The organism is Microbacterium sp. (genome assembly GCF_047607225.1).
In the GTDB taxonomy this organism is placed as follows: Bacteria; Actinomycetota; Actinomycetes; order Actinomycetales; family Microbacteriaceae; genus Microbacterium.
Window position 1 is genome coordinate 72,618 of the sequence record NZ_JASGDO010000072.1, and the last position, 17,034, is coordinate 89,651.

Annotated in this window: 17 protein-coding genes; 13 read left to right on the forward strand and 4 right to left on the reverse strand. The window is 69.1% G+C overall.

Annotation, left to right across the window (positions count from 1 at the left end):
- The first annotated feature begins 18 nt into the window (after nt 1-18).
- The 3 genes from QM591_RS15330 to QM591_RS15340 all read left to right on the forward strand — a co-directional run bounded on the left by QM591_RS15330 (nt 19) and on the right by QM591_RS15340 (nt 2,716).
- Nucleotides 19-543: a MarR family winged helix-turn-helix transcriptional regulator gene (locus QM591_RS15330; protein ID WP_415133599.1), complete on the forward strand. Its 525-nt coding sequence runs from the start codon at nt 19-21 to the stop codon at nt 541-543.
- 101 nt (nt 544-644) lie between these two features.
- Nucleotides 645-2,192: an aldehyde dehydrogenase family protein gene (locus tag QM591_RS15335; RefSeq protein WP_415133602.1), complete on the forward strand. Its 1,548-nt coding sequence runs from the start codon at nt 645-647 to the stop codon at nt 2,190-2,192.
- 137 nt (nt 2,193-2,329) lie between these two features.
- Entirely contained in the window at nt 2,330-2,716 is a 387-nt protein-coding gene (locus QM591_RS15340) for a DUF779 domain-containing protein (RefSeq protein WP_415133604.1), read from the forward strand.
- 59 nt (nt 2,717-2,775) lie between these two features.
- Here the strand turns inward: QM591_RS15340 and QM591_RS15345 are convergent, their stop codons facing one another.
- Nucleotides 2,776-3,144, reverse strand: a complete 369-nt coding sequence (locus QM591_RS15345; RefSeq protein WP_415133606.1) for a VOC family protein — start codon at nt 3,142-3,144, stop codon at nt 2,776-2,778.
- Nucleotides 3,145-3,200: 56 nt separating this feature from the next.
- Here QM591_RS15345 and QM591_RS15350 point away from each other — a divergent pair, with 56 nt between their 5' ends.
- From QM591_RS15350 to QM591_RS15375, 6 genes are all read left to right on the forward strand, one after another.
- A complete protein-coding gene (locus tag QM591_RS15350; protein WP_415133608.1) occupies nt 3,201-3,656 on the forward strand; it encodes a MarR family winged helix-turn-helix transcriptional regulator in 456 nt (151 codons plus the stop codon).
- Between the two features lie 28 nt (nt 3,657-3,684).
- Nucleotides 3,685-4,098, forward strand: coding sequence for a hypothetical protein (locus tag QM591_RS15355; RefSeq protein WP_415133610.1), 414 nt, complete (start codon nt 3,685-3,687; stop codon nt 4,096-4,098).
- A gap of 187 nt (nt 4,099-4,285) precedes the next feature.
- Nucleotides 4,286-5,923, forward strand: coding sequence for an ABC transporter substrate-binding protein (locus QM591_RS15360; protein ID WP_415133612.1), 1,638 nt, complete (start codon nt 4,286-4,288; stop codon nt 5,921-5,923).
- Between the two features lie 122 nt (nt 5,924-6,045).
- Nucleotides 6,046-7,116, forward strand: a complete 1,071-nt coding sequence (locus QM591_RS15365; protein ID WP_415133614.1) for an ABC transporter permease — start codon at nt 6,046-6,048, stop codon at nt 7,114-7,116.
- Nucleotide 7,117: 1 nt separating this feature from the next.
- Complete coding sequence (locus QM591_RS15370) at nt 7,118-8,110, forward strand: ABC transporter permease (protein ID WP_415133616.1); 993 nt, start codon at nt 7,118-7,120, stop codon at nt 8,108-8,110.
- Nucleotides 8,110-9,771: an ABC transporter ATP-binding protein gene (locus QM591_RS15375; RefSeq protein ID WP_415133640.1), complete on the forward strand. Its 1,662-nt coding sequence runs from the start codon at nt 8,110-8,112 to the stop codon at nt 9,769-9,771. The genes QM591_RS15370 and QM591_RS15375 overlap by 1 nt, the downstream gene beginning before the upstream one ends.
- A gap of 55 nt (nt 9,772-9,826) precedes the next feature.
- Here the strand turns inward: QM591_RS15375 and QM591_RS15380 are convergent, their stop codons facing one another.
- The 3 genes from QM591_RS15380 to QM591_RS15390 all read right to left on the reverse strand — a co-directional run bounded on the left by QM591_RS15380 (nt 9,827) and on the right by QM591_RS15390 (nt 12,873).
- A complete protein-coding gene (locus QM591_RS15380; RefSeq protein ID WP_415133618.1) occupies nt 9,827-10,570 on the reverse strand; it encodes a FadR/GntR family transcriptional regulator in 744 nt (247 codons plus the stop codon).
- A gap of 17 nt (nt 10,571-10,587) precedes the next feature.
- Nucleotides 10,588-11,784 carry a mandelate racemase/muconate lactonizing enzyme family protein gene (locus QM591_RS15385; protein WP_415133620.1) on the reverse strand — a complete coding sequence of 399 codons (1,197 nt, stop codon included), beginning with the start codon at nt 11,782-11,784 and terminating at the stop codon, nt 10,588-10,590.
- An 81-nt stretch (nt 11,785-11,865) separates the two neighbouring features.
- Nucleotides 11,866-12,873, reverse strand: coding sequence for a hypothetical protein (locus QM591_RS15390; RefSeq protein ID WP_415133622.1), 1,008 nt, complete (start codon nt 12,871-12,873; stop codon nt 11,866-11,868).
- Nucleotides 12,874-13,002: 129 nt separating this feature from the next.
- Here QM591_RS15390 and QM591_RS15395 point away from each other — a divergent pair, with 129 nt between their 5' ends.
- The 4 genes from QM591_RS15395 to QM591_RS15410 all read left to right on the forward strand — a co-directional run bounded on the left by QM591_RS15395 (nt 13,003) and on the right by QM591_RS15410 (nt 16,941).
- Entirely contained in the window at nt 13,003-13,749 is a 747-nt protein-coding gene (locus tag QM591_RS15395; protein WP_415133624.1) for an SDR family NAD(P)-dependent oxidoreductase, read from the forward strand.
- A gap of 95 nt (nt 13,750-13,844) precedes the next feature.
- Nucleotides 13,845-15,170 (forward strand): ABC transporter substrate-binding protein, encoded by a 1,326-nt coding sequence (locus tag QM591_RS15400; RefSeq protein WP_415133626.1) that lies wholly within the window; start codon nt 13,845-13,847, stop codon nt 15,168-15,170.
- A complete protein-coding gene (locus QM591_RS15405) occupies nt 15,170-16,102 on the forward strand; it encodes a carbohydrate ABC transporter permease (protein ID WP_415133628.1) in 933 nt (310 codons plus the stop codon). Before QM591_RS15400 ends, QM591_RS15405 begins: the two co-directional genes overlap by 1 nt.
- Nucleotides 16,102-16,941: a carbohydrate ABC transporter permease gene (locus QM591_RS15410; protein ID WP_415133630.1), complete on the forward strand. Its 840-nt coding sequence runs from the start codon at nt 16,102-16,104 to the stop codon at nt 16,939-16,941. The genes QM591_RS15405 and QM591_RS15410 overlap by 1 nt, the downstream gene beginning before the upstream one ends.
- Nucleotides 16,942-17,034 lie beyond the last annotated feature (93 nt).

The following is a 17,034-nucleotide window of genomic DNA, read 5'->3' on the forward strand; positions in this document are numbered from 1 at the left end:
GAAGGTAATGTCGACGGCATGAGGCCGACACCCGAGGAGCCGCGCGGCGATGACCGCCTCGACCACGTGGACCGCATCCAGGAGGAGTGGCGCCGGGAGCGCCCCGACCTCGACCCCGCCCCGCAGGGCGTGATCGGTCGCGTGCACCGCGTGGCGCAGGCCCTCACGCGGGAGCTCACCGCGGTCTACGCCCAGCACGGGCTCAGCGAAGCGGAGTTCGACCTCCTCGCCTCGCTGCGTCGCGCCGGGCCACCCTTCGCGCTTCCCGCCGGCGACCTCGCCGCGCACACGATGGTGACCACCGGCGGGCTGACGAAGCGGGTCGACCGCCTGATCGAGCGTGGACTCGTCGAGCGGGAGGAGGCGGGCGAGGATCGTCGGCGCCGCCTGGTGCGCCTGACCGGCGCCGGACGCGCGGCCATCGACGCGGCGTTCACGGCTCACCTGGCCAACGAGCAGCGCCTGGTCGACCTGCTGCCCGCCGAGGATGCCGCAGCGATCGCTCGCGCCCTGCGGCGGTGGGCTCTCGCCCTCGACGAGTGAGGGCGCGCCCGTTGCAACGGAATGCAACGTGGCGCGACCTAGCCTCGACGGCATCCGAACGCGGCATCGCTGCCGCGACTCATGCAGTCGAAGGAGACAACATGACCATCGTCGAAGAGGGCGTCTCGAGCGTCTACGCCGCTCCCGGCCAGCGGGGCTCCGTCGCCGAGTACCGCGCGCGCTACGGCCACTACATCGGCGGCGAGTTCGTCGCTCCGGTCAAGGGCGAGTACTTCGAGAACATCACCCCGGTCACCGGCAAGCCGTTCTGTGAGGTCGGGCGCGGCACGGTGGAAGACATCGACCGCGCCGTCGACGTCGCGTGGAAGGCGTTCGAGTCGTGGAAGCGCACGACTCCGGCCGACCGTGCCAACATCCTCAACAAGATCGCCGATCGCATGGAGGAGAACCTCGAGAAGATCGCGGTCGCCGAGACGTGGGAGAACGGCAAGCCCATCCGCGAGACCCTCGCCGCCGACATCCCGCTCGCGATCGATCACTTCCGCTACTTCGCCGGCGTGCTGCGGGCCCAGGAGGGGTCGCTCAGCCAGATCGACGAAGACACCGTCGCCTACCACTTCCACGAACCGCTCGGCGTCGTGGGCCAGATCATCCCGTGGAACTTCCCCATCCTCATGGCGACCTGGAAGCTCGCGCCGGCACTCGCCGCCGGCAACTGCGTCGTGCTGAAGCCCGCTGAGCAGACTCCGGCGTCGATCCTGTTCCTCTTCGAGCTCATCGGCGACCTGCTGCCGGCCGGCGTCGTGAACATCGTCAACGGGTTCGGAATCGAGGCGGGTGCGCCGCTGGCACAGCACAAGCGCATCCGCAAGGTCGCCTTCACGGGAGAGACGACGACCGGACGCCTCATCATGCAGTACGCCTCGCAGAACCTCATCCCGGTGACCCTCGAGCTCGGCGGCAAGAGCGCCAACGTCTTCTTCGAGGACGTCGCCCGCGACAAGGACGCCTACTACGACAAGGCGCTGGAGGGCTTCACGTTCTTCGCCCTCAACCAGGGCGAGGTGTGCACGTGCCCGTCGCGCGCGCTCATCCAGCGCTCGATCTACGACGGCTTCCTCGCCGACGGCCTGGAGCGGGTCGGCAAGATCGTGCAGGGCAACCCGCTCGACCCCGCGACCATGATCGGCGCCCAGGCGTCGAATGACCAGCTCGAGAAGATCCTGTCCTACATCGAGATCGGCAAGGCAGGCGGCGCGAAGCTCCTCGCCGGCGGCGAGCGGGTGGACCTGGGCGGCGAGCTCAGTGGCGGGTACTACGTGGCACCGACCGTGTTCGAGGGCACGAACGACATGCGGATCTTCCAGGAGGAGATCTTCGGGCCGGTCGTGTCGGTGACGAGCTTCGACGACTTCGACGACGCGATCCACATCGCCAACGACACCCTGTACGGCCTCGGTGCCGGGGTGTGGAGCCGCTCGGCCGACACGATGTACCGCGCCGGACGCGGCATCGAGGCCGGACGCGTGTGGACGAACACGTACCACCAGTACCCGGCACACGCCGCCTTCGGTGGGTACAAGCAGTCGGGCATCGGTCGTGAGAACCACCTGAAGATGCTCGACCACTACCAGCAGACCAAGAACCTGCTCGTCTCGTACGCCGAAGGCGCGATGGGCTTCTTCTGATCTGCGAGGCGTGCCTCGGTGCGCCCGCCGCTCGGCGACCGGGAGGCCCCCCACCTCCCGGTCGCCGACGGGCGACGGACGACGCGCAGCCCCGACCCGTCAGCGAATCACCGATTGCAGATCCTCCGGAGGCCACGATGACCACGACTCTCTCTCCCCGCGTGGCCGTGACGGACGCCGCGGCGGCGCTGCTGCGCCAGTTGACGGCGCAGCACGGCAGGCTCATGTTCCATCAGTCCGGCGGCTGCTGCGACGGCAGCGCCCCCATGTGCTACCCCGTCGGGATGTTCCTGACCGGACCGAGCGACGTGAAGCTCGGCGATCTCGACGCGGGCCTGGACGACCCGATCGAGGTGTTCATCTCCGAGGCGCAGTTCGAGTACTGGAAGTACACGCACCTCACGATCGACGTCGTCCCGGGCCGCGGTGCCGGGTTCAGCGTGGAGGGCCCGACGGGCATGCGGTTTCTCATCCGCTCCCGGATGCTCACTGAGGACGAGCTCGTCGAGGTCGGGCTGCGCTGAGGTCGAAATGTGCTGAGGTCGAGATGTGCTGAGGTCGGGATCGCTGGTCCGGCCGTCTGTCACGCGCGGTCGTGGAGGGTGATCCGGTAGCCGTCGGGATCGGCGAAGGTGAAGGTGCGACCGAACGGACCGTCGATCGGAGCCGCAGTGATCTCGTGTCCGGCCGAGACCAGCGCGTCGTGGATGTCCTGGACGTCGGTCGCGTGCAGCCAGAGCGCAGTTCCCGCACCGGGGTGTGTGCTGGCCGCCAGGGCGTCTTCGTCGACGACGTCGCGCACCGCGAAGGCGATGGGGCTGGTCGCGAACACCACGGCGTGGGGCGGTCCTGCCGGAGAGCGCACCAGGCCGAGGAACCTCTCGTAGAAGGCCCGGGAGGCGTCGAGGTCGCGCACCTGAAGGGAAATGAAGTCGGGGCCGGTGACGGGCATGCTGTTCCTCTCTTGAGTCAGTTATCTGACACGCGATCATATGTCAGAATACTGACATGAGTCAACGACTGCCGGGCGTCGATCTGCCGGTCTCCGTGGGGTACCGCCTGAAGGAGGCCGCGAGCGCCCTGCGCGCGGCGATGGAGGACGTTCTGCGTCCCCTGGGGATGAACGTCACCCACTACGCCTGCTTGGAACTCCTCGCACAGCGGCCCGGGCTCTCCAACTCCGACCTGGCCCGCGGCACCTTCGTGACGCGCCAGACGATGAACGTCCTGTTGCAGACCCTCGAGCGCGACGGCGAGGTGGAGCGCCCGGAGAAGCCGTCGACCGGCAAGGTCCTTCCCGTCACGCTCACCGCTCACGGCCGGGCGAAGCTCGCTGTCGCCAGCGCGGCGGTGCGGTCCGTCGAGGAACGGATGCTGGAGGGACTGAGTCCCTCCGACCGAGCGGAGTCGCTCCGGCTGCTGGGCGCCATGGTCCACGCCCTTCGCGCGCCCGCGGGCGGCTGAGCCCCGCGCCCTCGCGTAGGGTCGGAGCATGCTCAGCGCGATCGAGGCGGACGCTCCCTCGGAGGCCACGCGCTCCCGTGCCGCCCTCCTGGTGTGGTTCTGGATCATTGCCGCGCTCGGTCCCGTCGCCGCGTCGACAGCGTGGATCTGGTACGGCTTCGCACAGGAAGAGGCGCAGTCCGAACAGGGCAAGGCGATCTCCGCGGGCACCACGATGGCGGGCTTCGCGGAGGTGCTCGGGGGTGTCCCGCTCGTCATCGCGCACCTCGTGGGCCTCGTCGTCCTCGCCGTCCTCGGCTGGCGCGCTCTTCGGGGGTGGGGCCTCGCCCTCGCCCTCGCTGCCGTGGTCGTGGCGAGCCTCGTCGGCGTGGGTGCGGCGCAGCTTCTCTACGGCGGTGAGCTGTTTGAGCTCGGGATCGGACACGAGTCCGTCAGCTCCTGACCCGGCCATCACCCGCGTTGCGCTCGATGACCAGCCGACGGTGGCACCGGGGCTCACAGTGCATGGTCCCGGGTTTCGGTCTCGTTACGAATTGCGCCCACCTCTGCGCGGATGCCGAGGGTGGGGTGAAAGATAGCGACCTAGGCCCGCCCACTGACGGGTCGTCATCCAGACAGCAGAGGTACACATGTCACGGCACCACAGCACGCGCGGGCGCCTCGCCCTCGCCCTCGGAGCGTTCGGCGCCTCGGCGCTTCTCCTCGCCGGCTGCGCCGGCGGAACGTCCGGCCCCGGCAACAGCAACGCGCCGTCCTCCGACGAGCCCATCATCGTCGGCACCACCGACAAGGTCACGACCCTCGACCCGGCCGGGTCGTACGACAACGGTTCGCTGGCCGTCCAGACGCAGGTCTTCCCGTACCTGGTCGGGACCGACTACAACAGCACCGAGGTCGTCCCCGACCTCGCCGAGTCGGCCGAGTTCACCTCCCCCACCGAGTACACGGTGAAGCTGCCGGCAGGGCTGAAGTGGGCCAACGGCAACGACCTCACCTCCTCCGACGTGAAGTTCTCGTTCGACCGCAACCTCAAGATCGCCGACCCCAACGGCGCATCGAGCCTGCTGTACAACCTCGACAAGGTCGAGGCTCCCGACGACACCACCGTGGTGTTCACGCTCAAGACGGAGAACGACCAGGTCTTCCCGTACATCCTCACGAGCTTCCCCGGCGCGATCGTCGACGAGGAGGTGCTCTCGGCCGATGCGATCACGCCCGACGAGGACATCGTCAAGGGCAAGGCGTTCGCCGGTCCCTACTCGATCACCTCGTGGGACTTCAACAAGACGGTGGAGTTCACCCCCTACGCCGACTACAAGGGCCTGATCGACGCTCCCGTCAACGGCGGCGTCATCCTCAGCTACTTCGCCGAGTCGTCGAACCTCAAGCTCGCCGTTCAGCAGGGCGACGTCGACGTGGCTTACCGGAGCCTGTCGGCCACCGACGTGGAGGACCTCTCGAAGAACGACTCCGTCAAGGTCGTCAACGGGCCCGGTGGAGAGATCCGCTACATCGTGTTCAACTTCAACACGCAGCCCTACGGCGCCACGACCAGCGACGCCGACCCGAAGAAGGCGCTCGCCGTCCGCCAGGCCGTCGCCGACCTCGTGGACCGCGAGGCCATCTCCACCCAGGTGTACAAGGGCACCTACACGCCGCTGTACTCCTACGTGCCCGAGGGCTTCACGGGTGCCACCGAGGCGCTCAAGGGCCTCTACGGCGACGGCAACGGAGGACCCGACGCCGCCAAGGCCAAGGAGACCCTCGAGGCGGCGGGCGTCAGCACCCCCGTCAAGCTCAGCCTGCAGTACAGCCCGGACCACTACGGTCCCTCGTCGGGTGACGAGTACGCGCTCGTGAAGTCGCAGCTGGAGAAAGACGGACTGTTCCAGGTCGACCTGCAGTCGACGGAGTGGGTGCAGTACTCCAAGGACCGCACCGCCGACGTCTACCCGGCCTACCAGCTGGGCTGGTTCCCGGACTACTCCGACGCCGACAACTACCTGACGCCGTTCTTCCTCAAGAACAACTTCCTCGGCAACCACTACGACAACTCGGAGGTCAACGACCTGATCCTCCAGCAGGCCGTGGAGCCGGATGCCGCCCAGCGCACCTCCGAGATCGAGAAGATCCAGGAGCTCGTCGCCGGAGACCTCTCCACGCTTCCGCTCCTGCAGGGTGCTCAGGTCGCGGTGACCGGTGCGGACGTGTCGGGCGTGGTGCTCGACGCGTCGTTCAAGCTCCGCTTCGCGTCGATCACGAAGTAACCGCTGCGGGCGTTCGACGCGACCGCTCGCCTCTCGCCCGGCGACCGGGGCACACCACGTGGCCCCGGTCGTTGGGCGAGTGCAGCGGATCGAACGACCCGCCGTCCGTAGAGTAGGCAACCATGACGACAGATGTCGCCGATCCGCCCGCAGTGACGCGGACCCGGGGATCGGGCTCGGTGCTGGGCCGATACATCCTGATCCGCTTCCTGCTGATCTTCCCCACGGTGCTCATCCTCGTGACGCTCGTGTTCTTCCTCATCCGGCTGACGGGCGACCCGATCACGGCGGCGCTGGGCGGGCGGCTCCCCGCCGACCAGCTGGCCGAGCGCATCCACGAGGCCGGCTACGACCGGCCGATCCTGGTGCAGTACCTCGAGTACCTCGGCCAGGTCTTCACCTTCAACTTCGGGACGACGATCACCGACAATCAGCCCGTCGTCCAGGTGATCGCCACCTACGGCACGGCGACGCTGGAGCTCGTGCTGTACGCCCTCGTCGTCGCCTTCCTGGTGGGCATCCCGCTGGGGCTCGTGGCCGCAGCGCTCCGTGACCGGTGGCCCGACGCACTCCTGCGGGTCAGCGCGATCCTCTTCTACGCCACGCCCGTCTTCTTCGCGGGGCTGGTGGCCAAACTCTTCTTCGGGGTGTGGCTGGGCTGGCTCCCGGTGTCGGGCCGGGCGAGCGTCCGCACCGAGCTGGCGCTGGGTCGCGACGGCGGCACCGGCATCTATCTGATCGACGCCATCGCGTCGGGGAACCCCGCCTACGTGCAGGACGTCCTCGCCCACGCGGTGCTGCCGGCCCTCACTCTCGGCCTCCTGACGGCCGGGATCTTCCTGCGTCTCGTGCGCACCAACGTCATCGGCACCTTCAACATGCCCTACGTCGATGCGGCGCGGTCGCGCGGCGTGCGGGAGTCACGGCTCGTGCGCACCCACGCGTACCGACCGGCTCTCATCCCGATCATCACGGTCATCGGGCTGCAGATCGCCCTCATGCTCGGCGGCGCGGTGCTCACCGAGACGACCTTCGAGTGGAAGGGGCTGGGCTTCCAGCTCGCGGCCTACCTGTCCTCCCGCGACTTCGTGGCGGTGCAGGGCATCGTCGCGATGATCGCGATCATCGTGGCCCTCACCAACTTCGTCGTCGACATCCTCGCCGCCTTCATCGACCCGAGGGTGAGGTATTGAGATGGCGAAGCGCCGACTCCTCGACCGCGTCCCCGTCGTCCGTCAGCTCCGACAGAGCGTCGGACTGCAGCGCGGCATGCTCGTCGCCGGCCTCGTGCTGACGGCGGCGTTCGTCCTCCTCGCTCTCCTCGCCCCGTGGATCGCCCCCTACAGCTACAGCCAGCTGAGCGGTCCCGACGGGAACTTCGGCGCGCAGCAACCACCGAGCTCCGCGCACCTGCTGGGCACGACGGTGGGCGGCTACGACGTGTTCTCCCGTGTCATCTGGGGGGCACAGACCGCGCTCTACGTCGTGGTCGTCGCGATCGTGCTGTCGATGTTCGTCGGGATCCTGCTCGGGCTCGTCTCCGGATACCTCGGCGGGTGGGTCGACCGCGTTCTGGTGGTGGTCGCCGATGCGATCTACGCCTTCCCGACGCTGCTTCTGGCCATCGTCGTGGCGATCGCCATCAGCCGCGGGCAATCCGATCTCTGGTCGGGGATCCTGGCTGCCGCCGCCTCCATCACGGTCGTCTTCATCCCGCAGTACTTCCGGGTGGTGCGCGCCGAGGTGGTCCGGGTGAAGTCGGAGGCCTTCGTCGAGTCGGCGCAGGTGATCGGCGCCTCGACGCCGCGGATCATGCTCCGCCACGTGCTGCGCAACTCCACTCGCACGCTTCCGCTGATCGTCACGTTGAACGCCTCCGAGGCGATCTCGACGCTCGCGGCCCTCGGCTTCCTCGGGTTCGGCATCGAGCCGACGTCCGCGGCCGAGTGGGGGTACGACCTCAACAAGTCGATCAGCGACGTCGCCGCCGGCATCTGGTGGACGGCGATCCCCCCGGGGATCGCGATCGTGCTCACCGTGCTCGGGATCACACTGATCGGTGAGAGCCTCAACGACCTGGCCGACCCGCGGCTGCGGGCGCGTCGCCGGTCGGCCCCCCGCACGCCCGCCGACGCCGTCGCGGCCACGCAGCCGGTGGCACGCGAAGAACGAGGAGAGGTGGAGTGATGGCGGCTCGAGAGCAGGTTCCCGTCCGCACCGATGCGCTCGCCGTCGACATCCGTGACCTCGACATCACCTTCGCGACCGACGGCGGCGACGTGGCCGCCGTGCGCGACGTCTCGCTCCAGGTGCACCCGGGCGAGGTGCTGGCGATCGTGGGCGAGTCCGGGAGCGGAAAGACGGTGACGGCGCGCTCGATCCTGGGACTCCTCCCCGAGACCGCCACCACACGTGGCGCGGTCGTCCTCGACGGCAGCGACGTCGTGGGACTGTCGGCGGATCACCTCCGTGCGGTGCGGGGCACCAAGGCGGCGATGATCTTCCAGGAGCCTTCGACCGCGTTGAACCCCGTGTTCACGGTCGGGTGGCAGCTCATGGAGGGCCTGCGCGCGCACGGCGTGCACTCGAAGAAGCAGGCGCGAGCCCGCGCGATCGAGATGCTGGGGCGGGTGGGCATCCCCGATCCGGAGCGGCGGGTGGACGACTATCCACACCAGTTCTCGGGCGGCCAGAAGCAGCGGATCGTCATCGCCATGGCGCTCGCCCTCGAGCCGAGCGTGATCCTCGCCGACGAGCCGACCACCGCCCTGGACGTGACCGTGCAGGCCGAGATCCTCGACCTGCTGCGCGACCTCCGCGACGAGACCGGGACGGCGATCATCCTCATCACCCACAACATGGGCGTCGTCGCCGACCTCGCCGACCGTGTGGCCGTGATGCTCAACGGCGAGGTCGTGGAGACCGCGACGGCGCGAGAACTCTTCGCCGCTCCGCAGCACGCGTACACGAAGCGCCTGCTCGACGCGGTGCCGCGGCTCCGGATCGCCGATCGCCCTCTCCCCGCCTCGGCGTCGGGCGCCCCCGTGGTCGAGGCGCGCGGACTCGTCATCGAGTATCCCGGGCGCCTGGGCACCGGCACGTTCCGCGCCGTGCACGAGATCGACTTCGCGATCCGGCCGGGCGAGGTGCTGGGGCTGGTCGGCGAGTCGGGATCGGGAAAGACGACGATCGGACGCGCGATCGCGGGGCTCACCCCCGTGGCCGGCGGCTCGCTGCGGGTGCTCGGCACCGAGATGCGTGGCGTGAAGGAGCGCAGCTTCCGCGCCAAGCGTCGAGAGCTGGGCTTCGTCTTCCAGGATCCGGCGACGAGCTTCAACCCGCTCCTGACCATCGCGGAATGCGTCGCCGAGCCGCTCGTCGTCCACGGCGTCGCCCGCAACGCGGCCGATGCCCGCCCGCAGGTCGACGACCTGCTCGAGGCGGTGCAGCTGCCCGCGGCGTTCGGCGACCGGTTCCCCCACGAGCTGTCGGGAGGGCAGCGTCAGCGTGCGTCGTTGGCTCGCGCGCTCGCCCTCGACCCGCGGCTCCTCATCGCCGACGAGCCCACGAGTGCGCTCGACGTGTCGGTGCAGGCGCGTGTGCTCGAGCTGTTCGGCGAACTGCAGGAGCGGTTCGGGTTCGCCGCATTGTTCATCACGCACGATCTCGCGGTGGTGGACCTCCTCGCCCACCGGGTGGTCGTGCTGCACCGCGGCCGGATCGCCGAGGAGGGGCGGACGGCGGACGTGCTCGGCTCCCCCACCGACGACTACACGCGACGGCTCATCGCCTCGCTGCCGGTGCCCGATCCGGTCGAGCAGGCGGCGCGCCGGGCGGCTCGGGGGTAAGGGCCGGGCGCGTCGTTGCTCGCCATCGCGCCCTGCCCGGCGGTCCGGGGTCGAGTCAGTTCGCGTCCTGCTCCCGCAGCGCCGCGGCGAGGGCGACCTTGCCGTCGAGCACCACTTGCAGCATCGTCTCCGCGGCCAGCTCCGCATCCCCACGCGTGATGGCGTCGACCACCGCCACGTGACGGGCGGCGTCGTCTTCGAGCGACTGCGTGCTCGCCTCCTGCTGCAGGTCGAACGAGAGCTTCATGAAGTCGGCGACCAGCGAGCCGAAGCGTGACAGGAACGTGTTGTGCGAGGCGGCGTAGACGGCCAGGTGGAACTCGACATCGCGCTCCGCATACGCGGTGTGATCGCCCGCGGCGGCGGCGAGCTCGATGCCGGCCTGTTCGATGCGGCCGAGGTCGTGCATCGTGGCACGCCCCGCGGCCAGGCGGGCGGCGTTGGGCTCGACGATCTGGCGGAGCTCCACGAGATCGCGCATGAGGTCGGTGGCCTGTCCCTCTGCGTAGGTCCAGGTGAGCAGGTCGGAGTCGAAGCTGCTCCACAACTCCCGCGGGCGCACGCGGGTGCCGACCTTCGGGCGGATGTCGACCAGTCCCTTGGCCGCAAGCACCTTCATCGCCTCGCGCACGGAAGTGCGGCTGACGCCGTACTCCTCGGTGAGGGCGGCCTCTCGCGGCAGGAGCTCCCCCGGCTGGTAGGTGCCCCCGGCGATGGCGCGGCCCAGGGCCTCGATCACGTGGCCCTGGCGCCCCCGGAGCGAGTACCCGGAGCCGGCGTCGGCACTCGTCCCGCTCACCTGTCTCCGACCGTTCGTCACGACGACAGCACCGCGCTGTCGGGCTGCGGGCTAGAGTACAGCGTTTCCCCGTCGACCGTGATCTGCACCGACCGGAGGTAGGGAGCCAGCGCCGTGGTGTCGACCTCGACCCCCAGGCCGGGGGCGTCGGGCACATGGAGGAGGCCGTCGGTGTCGGGCCTCAGGTGGGTGCGGGTGAGGTCGACGGCGAGCTGCTTCGGCTCGGCCGGATACTCGCAGATCACGCTGGTGGCAAGGCCCGCGAAGGGCTGAAGCGAGGCCGAAAGCGCAAGGTGCGACGTGAAGGTGTGGTTGACGTAGGTGATGCCCAGCCGGTCGGCGTGAGCGGCGATGCGGGCCGACGGCGCGATGCCGCCCACGCGTCCGGTGTCGATCTGCACGAAGCCGATCCCGCCGTGGCGCATGAGGTTTCGGGCCATCGCCTCTTCGTGCGCTCCTTCGCCGCCCGCGAGGCGGACCGGACCCGCTTCCCGCGCGAGCGCGGCGTAGGCGTCGTACTCCGCCGCGCCGAACGGCTCCTCGAGCCAGAGCGCGCGGACGTCGGCGAGGGCCGGCACGCGGGCGGCGGCCGCCTCGACGTCGTTCTCCCACACTTGGCCCGCGTCGACCATCAGCTCGCGATCGGGGCCGATCGCCTCCCGCGCGGCGTGGAGCTGGTCGGCGTCGTCGGCCACGGTTCCGGTGCCGAAGGGACCCCATCCGAACTTCACGGCGCGGAATCCTCGTGCCACGGCGTCGCGACCTCGGGCGAGGGTCTGCTCGGGGGTGTCGCCGAAGAGGACGGAGGCGTAGGGGATCTTCGGGTGGGTCGTCGTCGCTCCGAGGAGGCGCCACACCGGCTCCTCGCGGACGCGGCCGAGGAGGTCCCACAGCGCGATCTCGATCCCGGAGAAGGTGTGGGCGGCTTGGAGGAGATCCATGCTGTTGCGCGCGACGAGCCGGGCGATCCGCCTGATGTCGTCGGGGCCGTCGAGCCGCTCCCCGACCACCGAGTCGGAGACCGGCCGGCAGACGCCGTGGGACCGCGGTGCGATGAAGGCCGCGATCGAGGTGAGGGGCGACGCCTCGCACTCACCCCACCCTTCGGCGTCGTCGGCGCGGACGCGCACGAGCAGCGCGTCTTGGCTGCCGTCTGCCTCGAGGGTCACCTCAGGCATGCTCGCGTAGAAGAAGTCGACGCTATCGATCCGCACGACGGTCCTCTCTCAGATCGTATGAAAGTCGGTGGTCCGAGATGGAAAGCGCCATCAACGGCGAGGGTGAGAAGTCAATCATCATACTATTACCTCTATGGCGTGGGTCGTGCGCAGGGGCGCCGCAGGGGAGAGCCCCAGCGTGGTGCGGGCCCCGTCGCGGGAGAGCGGGTTGCCTGAGGCCGACGTGGTCGCCGAGAAGTCGAATGCCGACACGACCGGCTCGACGCCCAGGCCCCGGTAGGCACCGTGCCAGGGGGCCTCGGGGAGACCGCGGTCGGACAGCCAGAGCAGGAGCGAGTCGAAGAGCGTGTCGTCCCACTCCACCACCACGACCGTGCCGTCGGCATGGTGCAGGCGGAACGGCGATCGCGCACCCACCAGTTGTACGACCTCCTCGGTGGGATGGGGTGGCGGGAGGGGGGTGAGGTCCACCGTGCCCCCGCCCGCGGCGGGCACCGCGTCGAGGGAGGTGAAGCGCGCCCCCGGCGCCGGCCGGCAGTCCTCGTGGAGGCGGCCCGGCCATACGCATCCCCACGAGAAGACGACGTCGAGGCGGGCGCCGCGGGGGGATCCGACCGGGGGGAGCGCGAGGATCGGGTGCAGTCCGAGCGAGGTGCGGTGTGGTCGACGCGCGGTGAGCTCGAGGTCGAACTCGATGCGCGCGCGTCCCGGAACCGGGCGTACGCGGCGCACGATGCGCGCGACATCGTGCTCGGGAGGGGTCACGAGCGTCGCGGTGACGGCGGTCGCTCCGTCCTCCGCGGTGTGGGAGGTGAGGCGCCACCGTGCGTCGGCCGTGATGCCGTGCGGGGGTACCGGGGCCGGGGTGCCGACCCGTCGCCAGTCCTCCGGAGCGTCGGGCGGGACGGCGGCCGAGCCGAACGGGAGGCACACGAAGTCGCCGCCCAGCATTCGGAGGTGTCCCGGGAGGCCTGCGACCTCGGGATCCTGGGGATTCCACGCCGCCTGCGCGAGAGGACGGATGCGGCGTCCGCCGCCCGTCATGGTCAGGTCGCGGAGCATCGCCGCCGTGGCGTCCACCCGGCCACGGCCGTGGCTCCACACCAGCTCGACGGAGTCGTCCATGATCACCTCTTGACCCAAAGGTATTATCTAAACAAGAATTGCGCTACATTCGATCCCGAGGTTCCGGGGGCTGTTGCTCTCGAGAACGTCTTAGGTAGGATCAATGCGACTCGAAAGCAAGGACGCCCGATGTTAGCTGCGAACCGCACGGCGCTGGTCACCGGCGCTGCCAGCGGCATCGGTGCTGCCGTCGCGCGGCGGCTGGCCGCGACGGGCCACGGGCTCGTCCTGATCGATCGCGACGCCTCCCGGCTGTCGGAGGTCGCCGGCGAGCTGGCCGACGCCACAGTCCTCGCGCTCGACGTCTCCGGGGCCGATACCGCCGCGGCCGTGCGGGCAGAACTGGGGGCAGGCGGCGCGCTGGGCGTGCTCGTCAACGCCGCCGGCGTGGTCGTCGAGCCCGACGACGACCACGCGCTCACGCGCACGCTCGAGATCAACCTCGCCGCCGCTGTGCGGCTGACCACGGGTCTCGTTCCGCTCCTGGGCCGGGACGCTGCTCCGCGCGTCGTGAATGTCGGGTCGGTGCAGGCCGATCGTGCCGCGACCGGCTCGGTCGCCTACGCGGCGAGCAAGGGCGGGCTGCACGCGGCCACACGCGCGCTCGCCGTCGAGCTGGCACCGCACGGCATCCTCGTCAACGCCGTGGCGCCGGGTTTCATCGACACCCCGATGGCGCGCCTCGCCGACGGGCGCACCGAGTACGAGACCGACTGGTTCCAGAGCGTGTACATCGAGCACGGTCGGCTGCCGTTGCGTCGCCCGGGCACGCCCGAGGAGGTGGCCGGCGCCGTCGCGTTCCTCGCCTCGCCGGAGAACACATATGTCACCGGCGCCGTCCTCGCCGTGGACGGCGGACTCGGGGCCGCGCTATGAACCCCCGCATCTGGCGACGGCTTCCTCGCGCTTCCGAATTTGATCGATCAAGAACTCTCTACCCGCACCGCAATCACCCTGTGAAAGGAACCGACATGAAGCTCCTGCGAATCGGCGCTCTCGCCGTTGCGAGCGCACTGACCCTGGGCTTGGCCGCCTGCGCACCCGGCGCCGACGGCGACAAGACCGAGTCGAAGACCCTCACCGTCTGGGATCCCGGCCTGCTGACGAAGAAGACCGACGACGGTGCCGTCGCCGACAACTCCTTCCTCAACATCGCCGTCGACCAGTTCGAGAAGGACAACCCCGGCGTCACGGTCGACGTCGTCACCCTCTCCGGCGACATCTCGAAGGACGCCGCGCAGTTCCAGGCCGCCTCCATCGCCGGCAACGGCCCGGACGTGCGCATCGGCTACACCGGCGGAAACACCGTCGACTACGCCGACTTCCTCGAAGACCTCGACGGCGTGTTCTCCGAGGAGACCATGACCGACCTCTCCGGCTGGAACACGGTCCGCGCGGGCTACGCCGAGGACGGTGCCCTCCTCGGTCTTCCCTACGGCGGCGGCTCCTACTTCTACGTCTTCTACAACAAGGAGCTCGCCGAGAAGGCGGGCCTAGACCTGTCCACGCCTCCCGCCACGTGGGAGGACATGATCGCGCTCGGCGAGCAGGCCAAGGGCAAGATCGGCGACGCCGTGCCCTTCTGGACGCCGAACCAGGAAGGCTACGTCGGAGCCTGGGTGATGGCCGCACTCGTGGGGGGTCAGCTCGGCTCCAACGCGTTCACCGACATGTACAGCGGAAAGACGCCCCTCACCGACCCCGCGATGGTCAAGGCGTACGAGGCGTACTCGAAGCTCTACTCCCTGGGCCTCACCAACCCCGACGCCGGCTCGATCGGCAACTCCGAACAGCTCACCGGCTTCGTGCAGGGCAAGGGCCTGTTCATGGTCTCGGGGGCGTGGGAGAACGGCGCGCTGGAAGAGGCGATGGGCGAGAAGGCCGGGGTCTTCCCGATTCCGACGCTCGCCGGGTCGCAGTTCCCGACCGCACTGGCGGGCGGACCGAACGTGTCGGTCTCGATCACCAACTACTCCGAGAACAAGGAACTCGCCAAGAAGTTCCTCCAGTACCTCGCGCAGCCGGCGACGATCGACACGTACGTGAAGCTGTTCCAGACCGAGCCCTCCAACAGTGCCTCGGCCGACACCTCGGTCATCACGAACTACTACCTGAAGTCCGAGGCCGAGTACGTCTCGAAGGCCGACGCCGTCGTCTACCCGTTCGACAACGTCATGCCGCAGTCCGTGATCGACCTCTTCTACCGCCTCAACGCGACCGTGTACACGGGACAGACCACCCCCGACGACGCCGTGTCGCAGCTGCAGGAGGCCTATAAGGCCGAGAAGTCGGACTGATGACCACACAGACCGGGGTGTCCCCGTCAACCGCATCTCGCGGGGACACCCCTCCCACTCGGGGAAAGAGCAGGTGGCGTCGCCGCGAGCGCTGGGTCGCGCTCGCGGCGGTCGCCCCGGCCCTCGTGCTGGCGCTCGGGTTCATGGTGTACCCGGTCGGCTACGCCCTGTTCATCTCGTTCCACAAGACCAACGGGCTCCGGTTCGAGTTCGTCGGGCTCGGCAACTACGTCAAGCTCCTCACCGACCCGCTCCTGTACAAGGTGTTCGGCACGAACCTGCTGTTCCTCGTGTCGGTGCCGATCGTCATCTTCGCCGCGCTCGTCTGCTCGGTGCTGCTGTACGAGCGGATCCGGGGCTGGAAGTTCTACCGCGTCCTGTTCTTCGTGCCGAACGTGCTGTCCACGGCCGTCATCGGCCTCATGTTCAAGACGCTGTTCGCCTACAGCGGTCCCGTCAACGCGCTGATCGAGGCGTTCGGCGGAAAACCCGTCGACTTCTTCGCGGGCGCCGGCAGCGCGATCTTCGTCATCGTGCTGGCGCTGGTCTGGTCGGGGTTCGGCTACCAATCGCTCATCCTGTTGAGCGGGCTCAGCTCGATCAACCCCGAGGTCTTCGAAGCGGCGGTGCTCGACGGTGCGGGATGGTGGCGGCGCCTGTGGTCGATCACCCTCCCCAACATCCGGCGGGTCGTGGTGCTCGTCTCGATCCTCAACGTGCTCTACACGTTCACGTCGCTGTTCGGCTTCATCTTCGTGATGACCGCCGGTGGCCCCGGATACGACACCACCACCCTCGACTACCTCATCTACAGCCTCGCCTTCTCGTCGTCGCGACTGGGTGAAGGCTCGGCCCTCGCGGTCATGGTGTTCCTGTTCATCGGCGGGCTGACCCTGTTGCAGCTGCGCTTCTTCCGATCGGCGGATGACTGATGGCTACCAATCACGTCGGTGTGCCCAAGCGGGCGCGCCTTCCCATCGGGGTGGGCCTGGCCCTCATCGCGGTGACGATCGTCTACCCCGTCGTCTATCTCGCCACCGCGGCGTTCCGGACCAAGGCCGACTACCTCGCGAACCCCTTCGGCCTGCCGTCGGAGTGGACCTTCCAGAACTTCATCGTGCTGTGGAACAACTACGACCTCGGCAACGCGCTGCGCAACAGTGTGGTCGTCGTCGTCATCGGGCTGACGCTGCAGCTGGCCATCGCGATGCTCGCCGGCTACGCGCTGGCCCGGCTCGATGTCCCCGGAGCCCGCACGATCAACGCGACGTTCGTGTCGGTCATGCTCGTGCCGAGCCAGGTGCTCATCATCCCGATCTATCTCCTGCTCTCGCGGATCGGGCTGGTCGGGTCGTTGCAGGGGCTGATCCTCGTCTACGTGGCGACAGGACTCCCCTTCGCGGTGTTCTTCATGACGGCAGCCTTCGCCGGCGTCGACCAGAACGTGCTGGAGGCGGCCAAGGTCGACGGCGCGGGGTTCTGGCGCACGCTCATCAGCGTCGCCTCGCCCATGGCGGCGCCCGGCATCGCGACCCTCGCGGTGCTGCAGTTCCTCGGCATGTGGAACGAGCTGCTGTTCGCCTACATCCTGCTACCCGACAACGACCTGCGGCTCCTGACGCCCGCTCTGGCGCAGATCGGCGGCCGGTTCACGAGCGATCAGCCCCTGGTCTCGGCGGGCCTCATCGTCACGGCGATCTTCCCGATGCTGCTCCTCGCGTTCGCGTCGAAGTACGTCATGAGCGGCCTCGCGGCGAGCTTCGGGCGATGAGCGGATCGGGGTGGGAGGCGCCCGGGGGGATCTGGGCGACGCCCGCGGCGCCGGCGCCCGGCGGGGTGGGGGAGCACCGCGCGTGGGTTCGGC

What these genes read in the sequence shown, in the direction of transcription:
- QM591_RS15330 (WP_415133599.1), top strand. Translation starts at nt 19, where the DNA reads ATGAGGCCGACACCCGAGGAGCCGCGCGGCGATGACCGCCTCGACCAC.
- QM591_RS15335 (WP_415133602.1), top strand. Translation starts at nt 645, where the DNA reads ATGACCATCGTCGAAGAGGGCGTCTCGAGCGTCTACGCCGCTCCCGGC.
- QM591_RS15340 (WP_415133604.1), top strand. Translation starts at nt 2,330, where the DNA reads ATGACCACGACTCTCTCTCCCCGCGTGGCCGTGACGGACGCCGCGGCG.
- QM591_RS15345 (WP_415133606.1), bottom strand. Translation starts at nt 3,144, where the DNA reads ATGCCCGTCACCGGCCCCGACTTCATTTCCCTTCAGGTGCGCGACCTC.
- QM591_RS15350 (WP_415133608.1), top strand. Translation starts at nt 3,201, where the DNA reads ATGAGTCAACGACTGCCGGGCGTCGATCTGCCGGTCTCCGTGGGGTAC.
- QM591_RS15355 (WP_415133610.1), top strand. Translation starts at nt 3,685, where the DNA reads ATGCTCAGCGCGATCGAGGCGGACGCTCCCTCGGAGGCCACGCGCTCC.
- QM591_RS15360 (WP_415133612.1), top strand. Translation starts at nt 4,286, where the DNA reads ATGTCACGGCACCACAGCACGCGCGGGCGCCTCGCCCTCGCCCTCGGA.
- QM591_RS15365 (WP_415133614.1), top strand. Translation starts at nt 6,046, where the DNA reads ATGACGACAGATGTCGCCGATCCGCCCGCAGTGACGCGGACCCGGGGA.
- QM591_RS15370 (WP_415133616.1), top strand. Translation starts at nt 7,118, where the DNA reads ATGGCGAAGCGCCGACTCCTCGACCGCGTCCCCGTCGTCCGTCAGCTC.
- QM591_RS15375 (WP_415133640.1), top strand. Translation starts at nt 8,110, where the DNA reads ATGGCGGCTCGAGAGCAGGTTCCCGTCCGCACCGATGCGCTCGCCGTC.
- QM591_RS15390 (WP_415133622.1), bottom strand. Translation starts at nt 12,873, where the DNA reads ATGGACGACTCCGTCGAGCTGGTGTGGAGCCACGGCCGTGGCCGGGTG.
- QM591_RS15395 (WP_415133624.1), top strand. Translation starts at nt 13,003, where the DNA reads ATGTTAGCTGCGAACCGCACGGCGCTGGTCACCGGCGCTGCCAGCGGC.
- QM591_RS15400 (WP_415133626.1), top strand. Translation starts at nt 13,845, where the DNA reads ATGAAGCTCCTGCGAATCGGCGCTCTCGCCGTTGCGAGCGCACTGACC.
- QM591_RS15405 (WP_415133628.1), top strand. Translation starts at nt 15,170, where the DNA reads ATGACCACACAGACCGGGGTGTCCCCGTCAACCGCATCTCGCGGGGAC.
- QM591_RS15410 (WP_415133630.1), top strand. Translation starts at nt 16,102, where the DNA reads ATGGCTACCAATCACGTCGGTGTGCCCAAGCGGGCGCGCCTTCCCATC.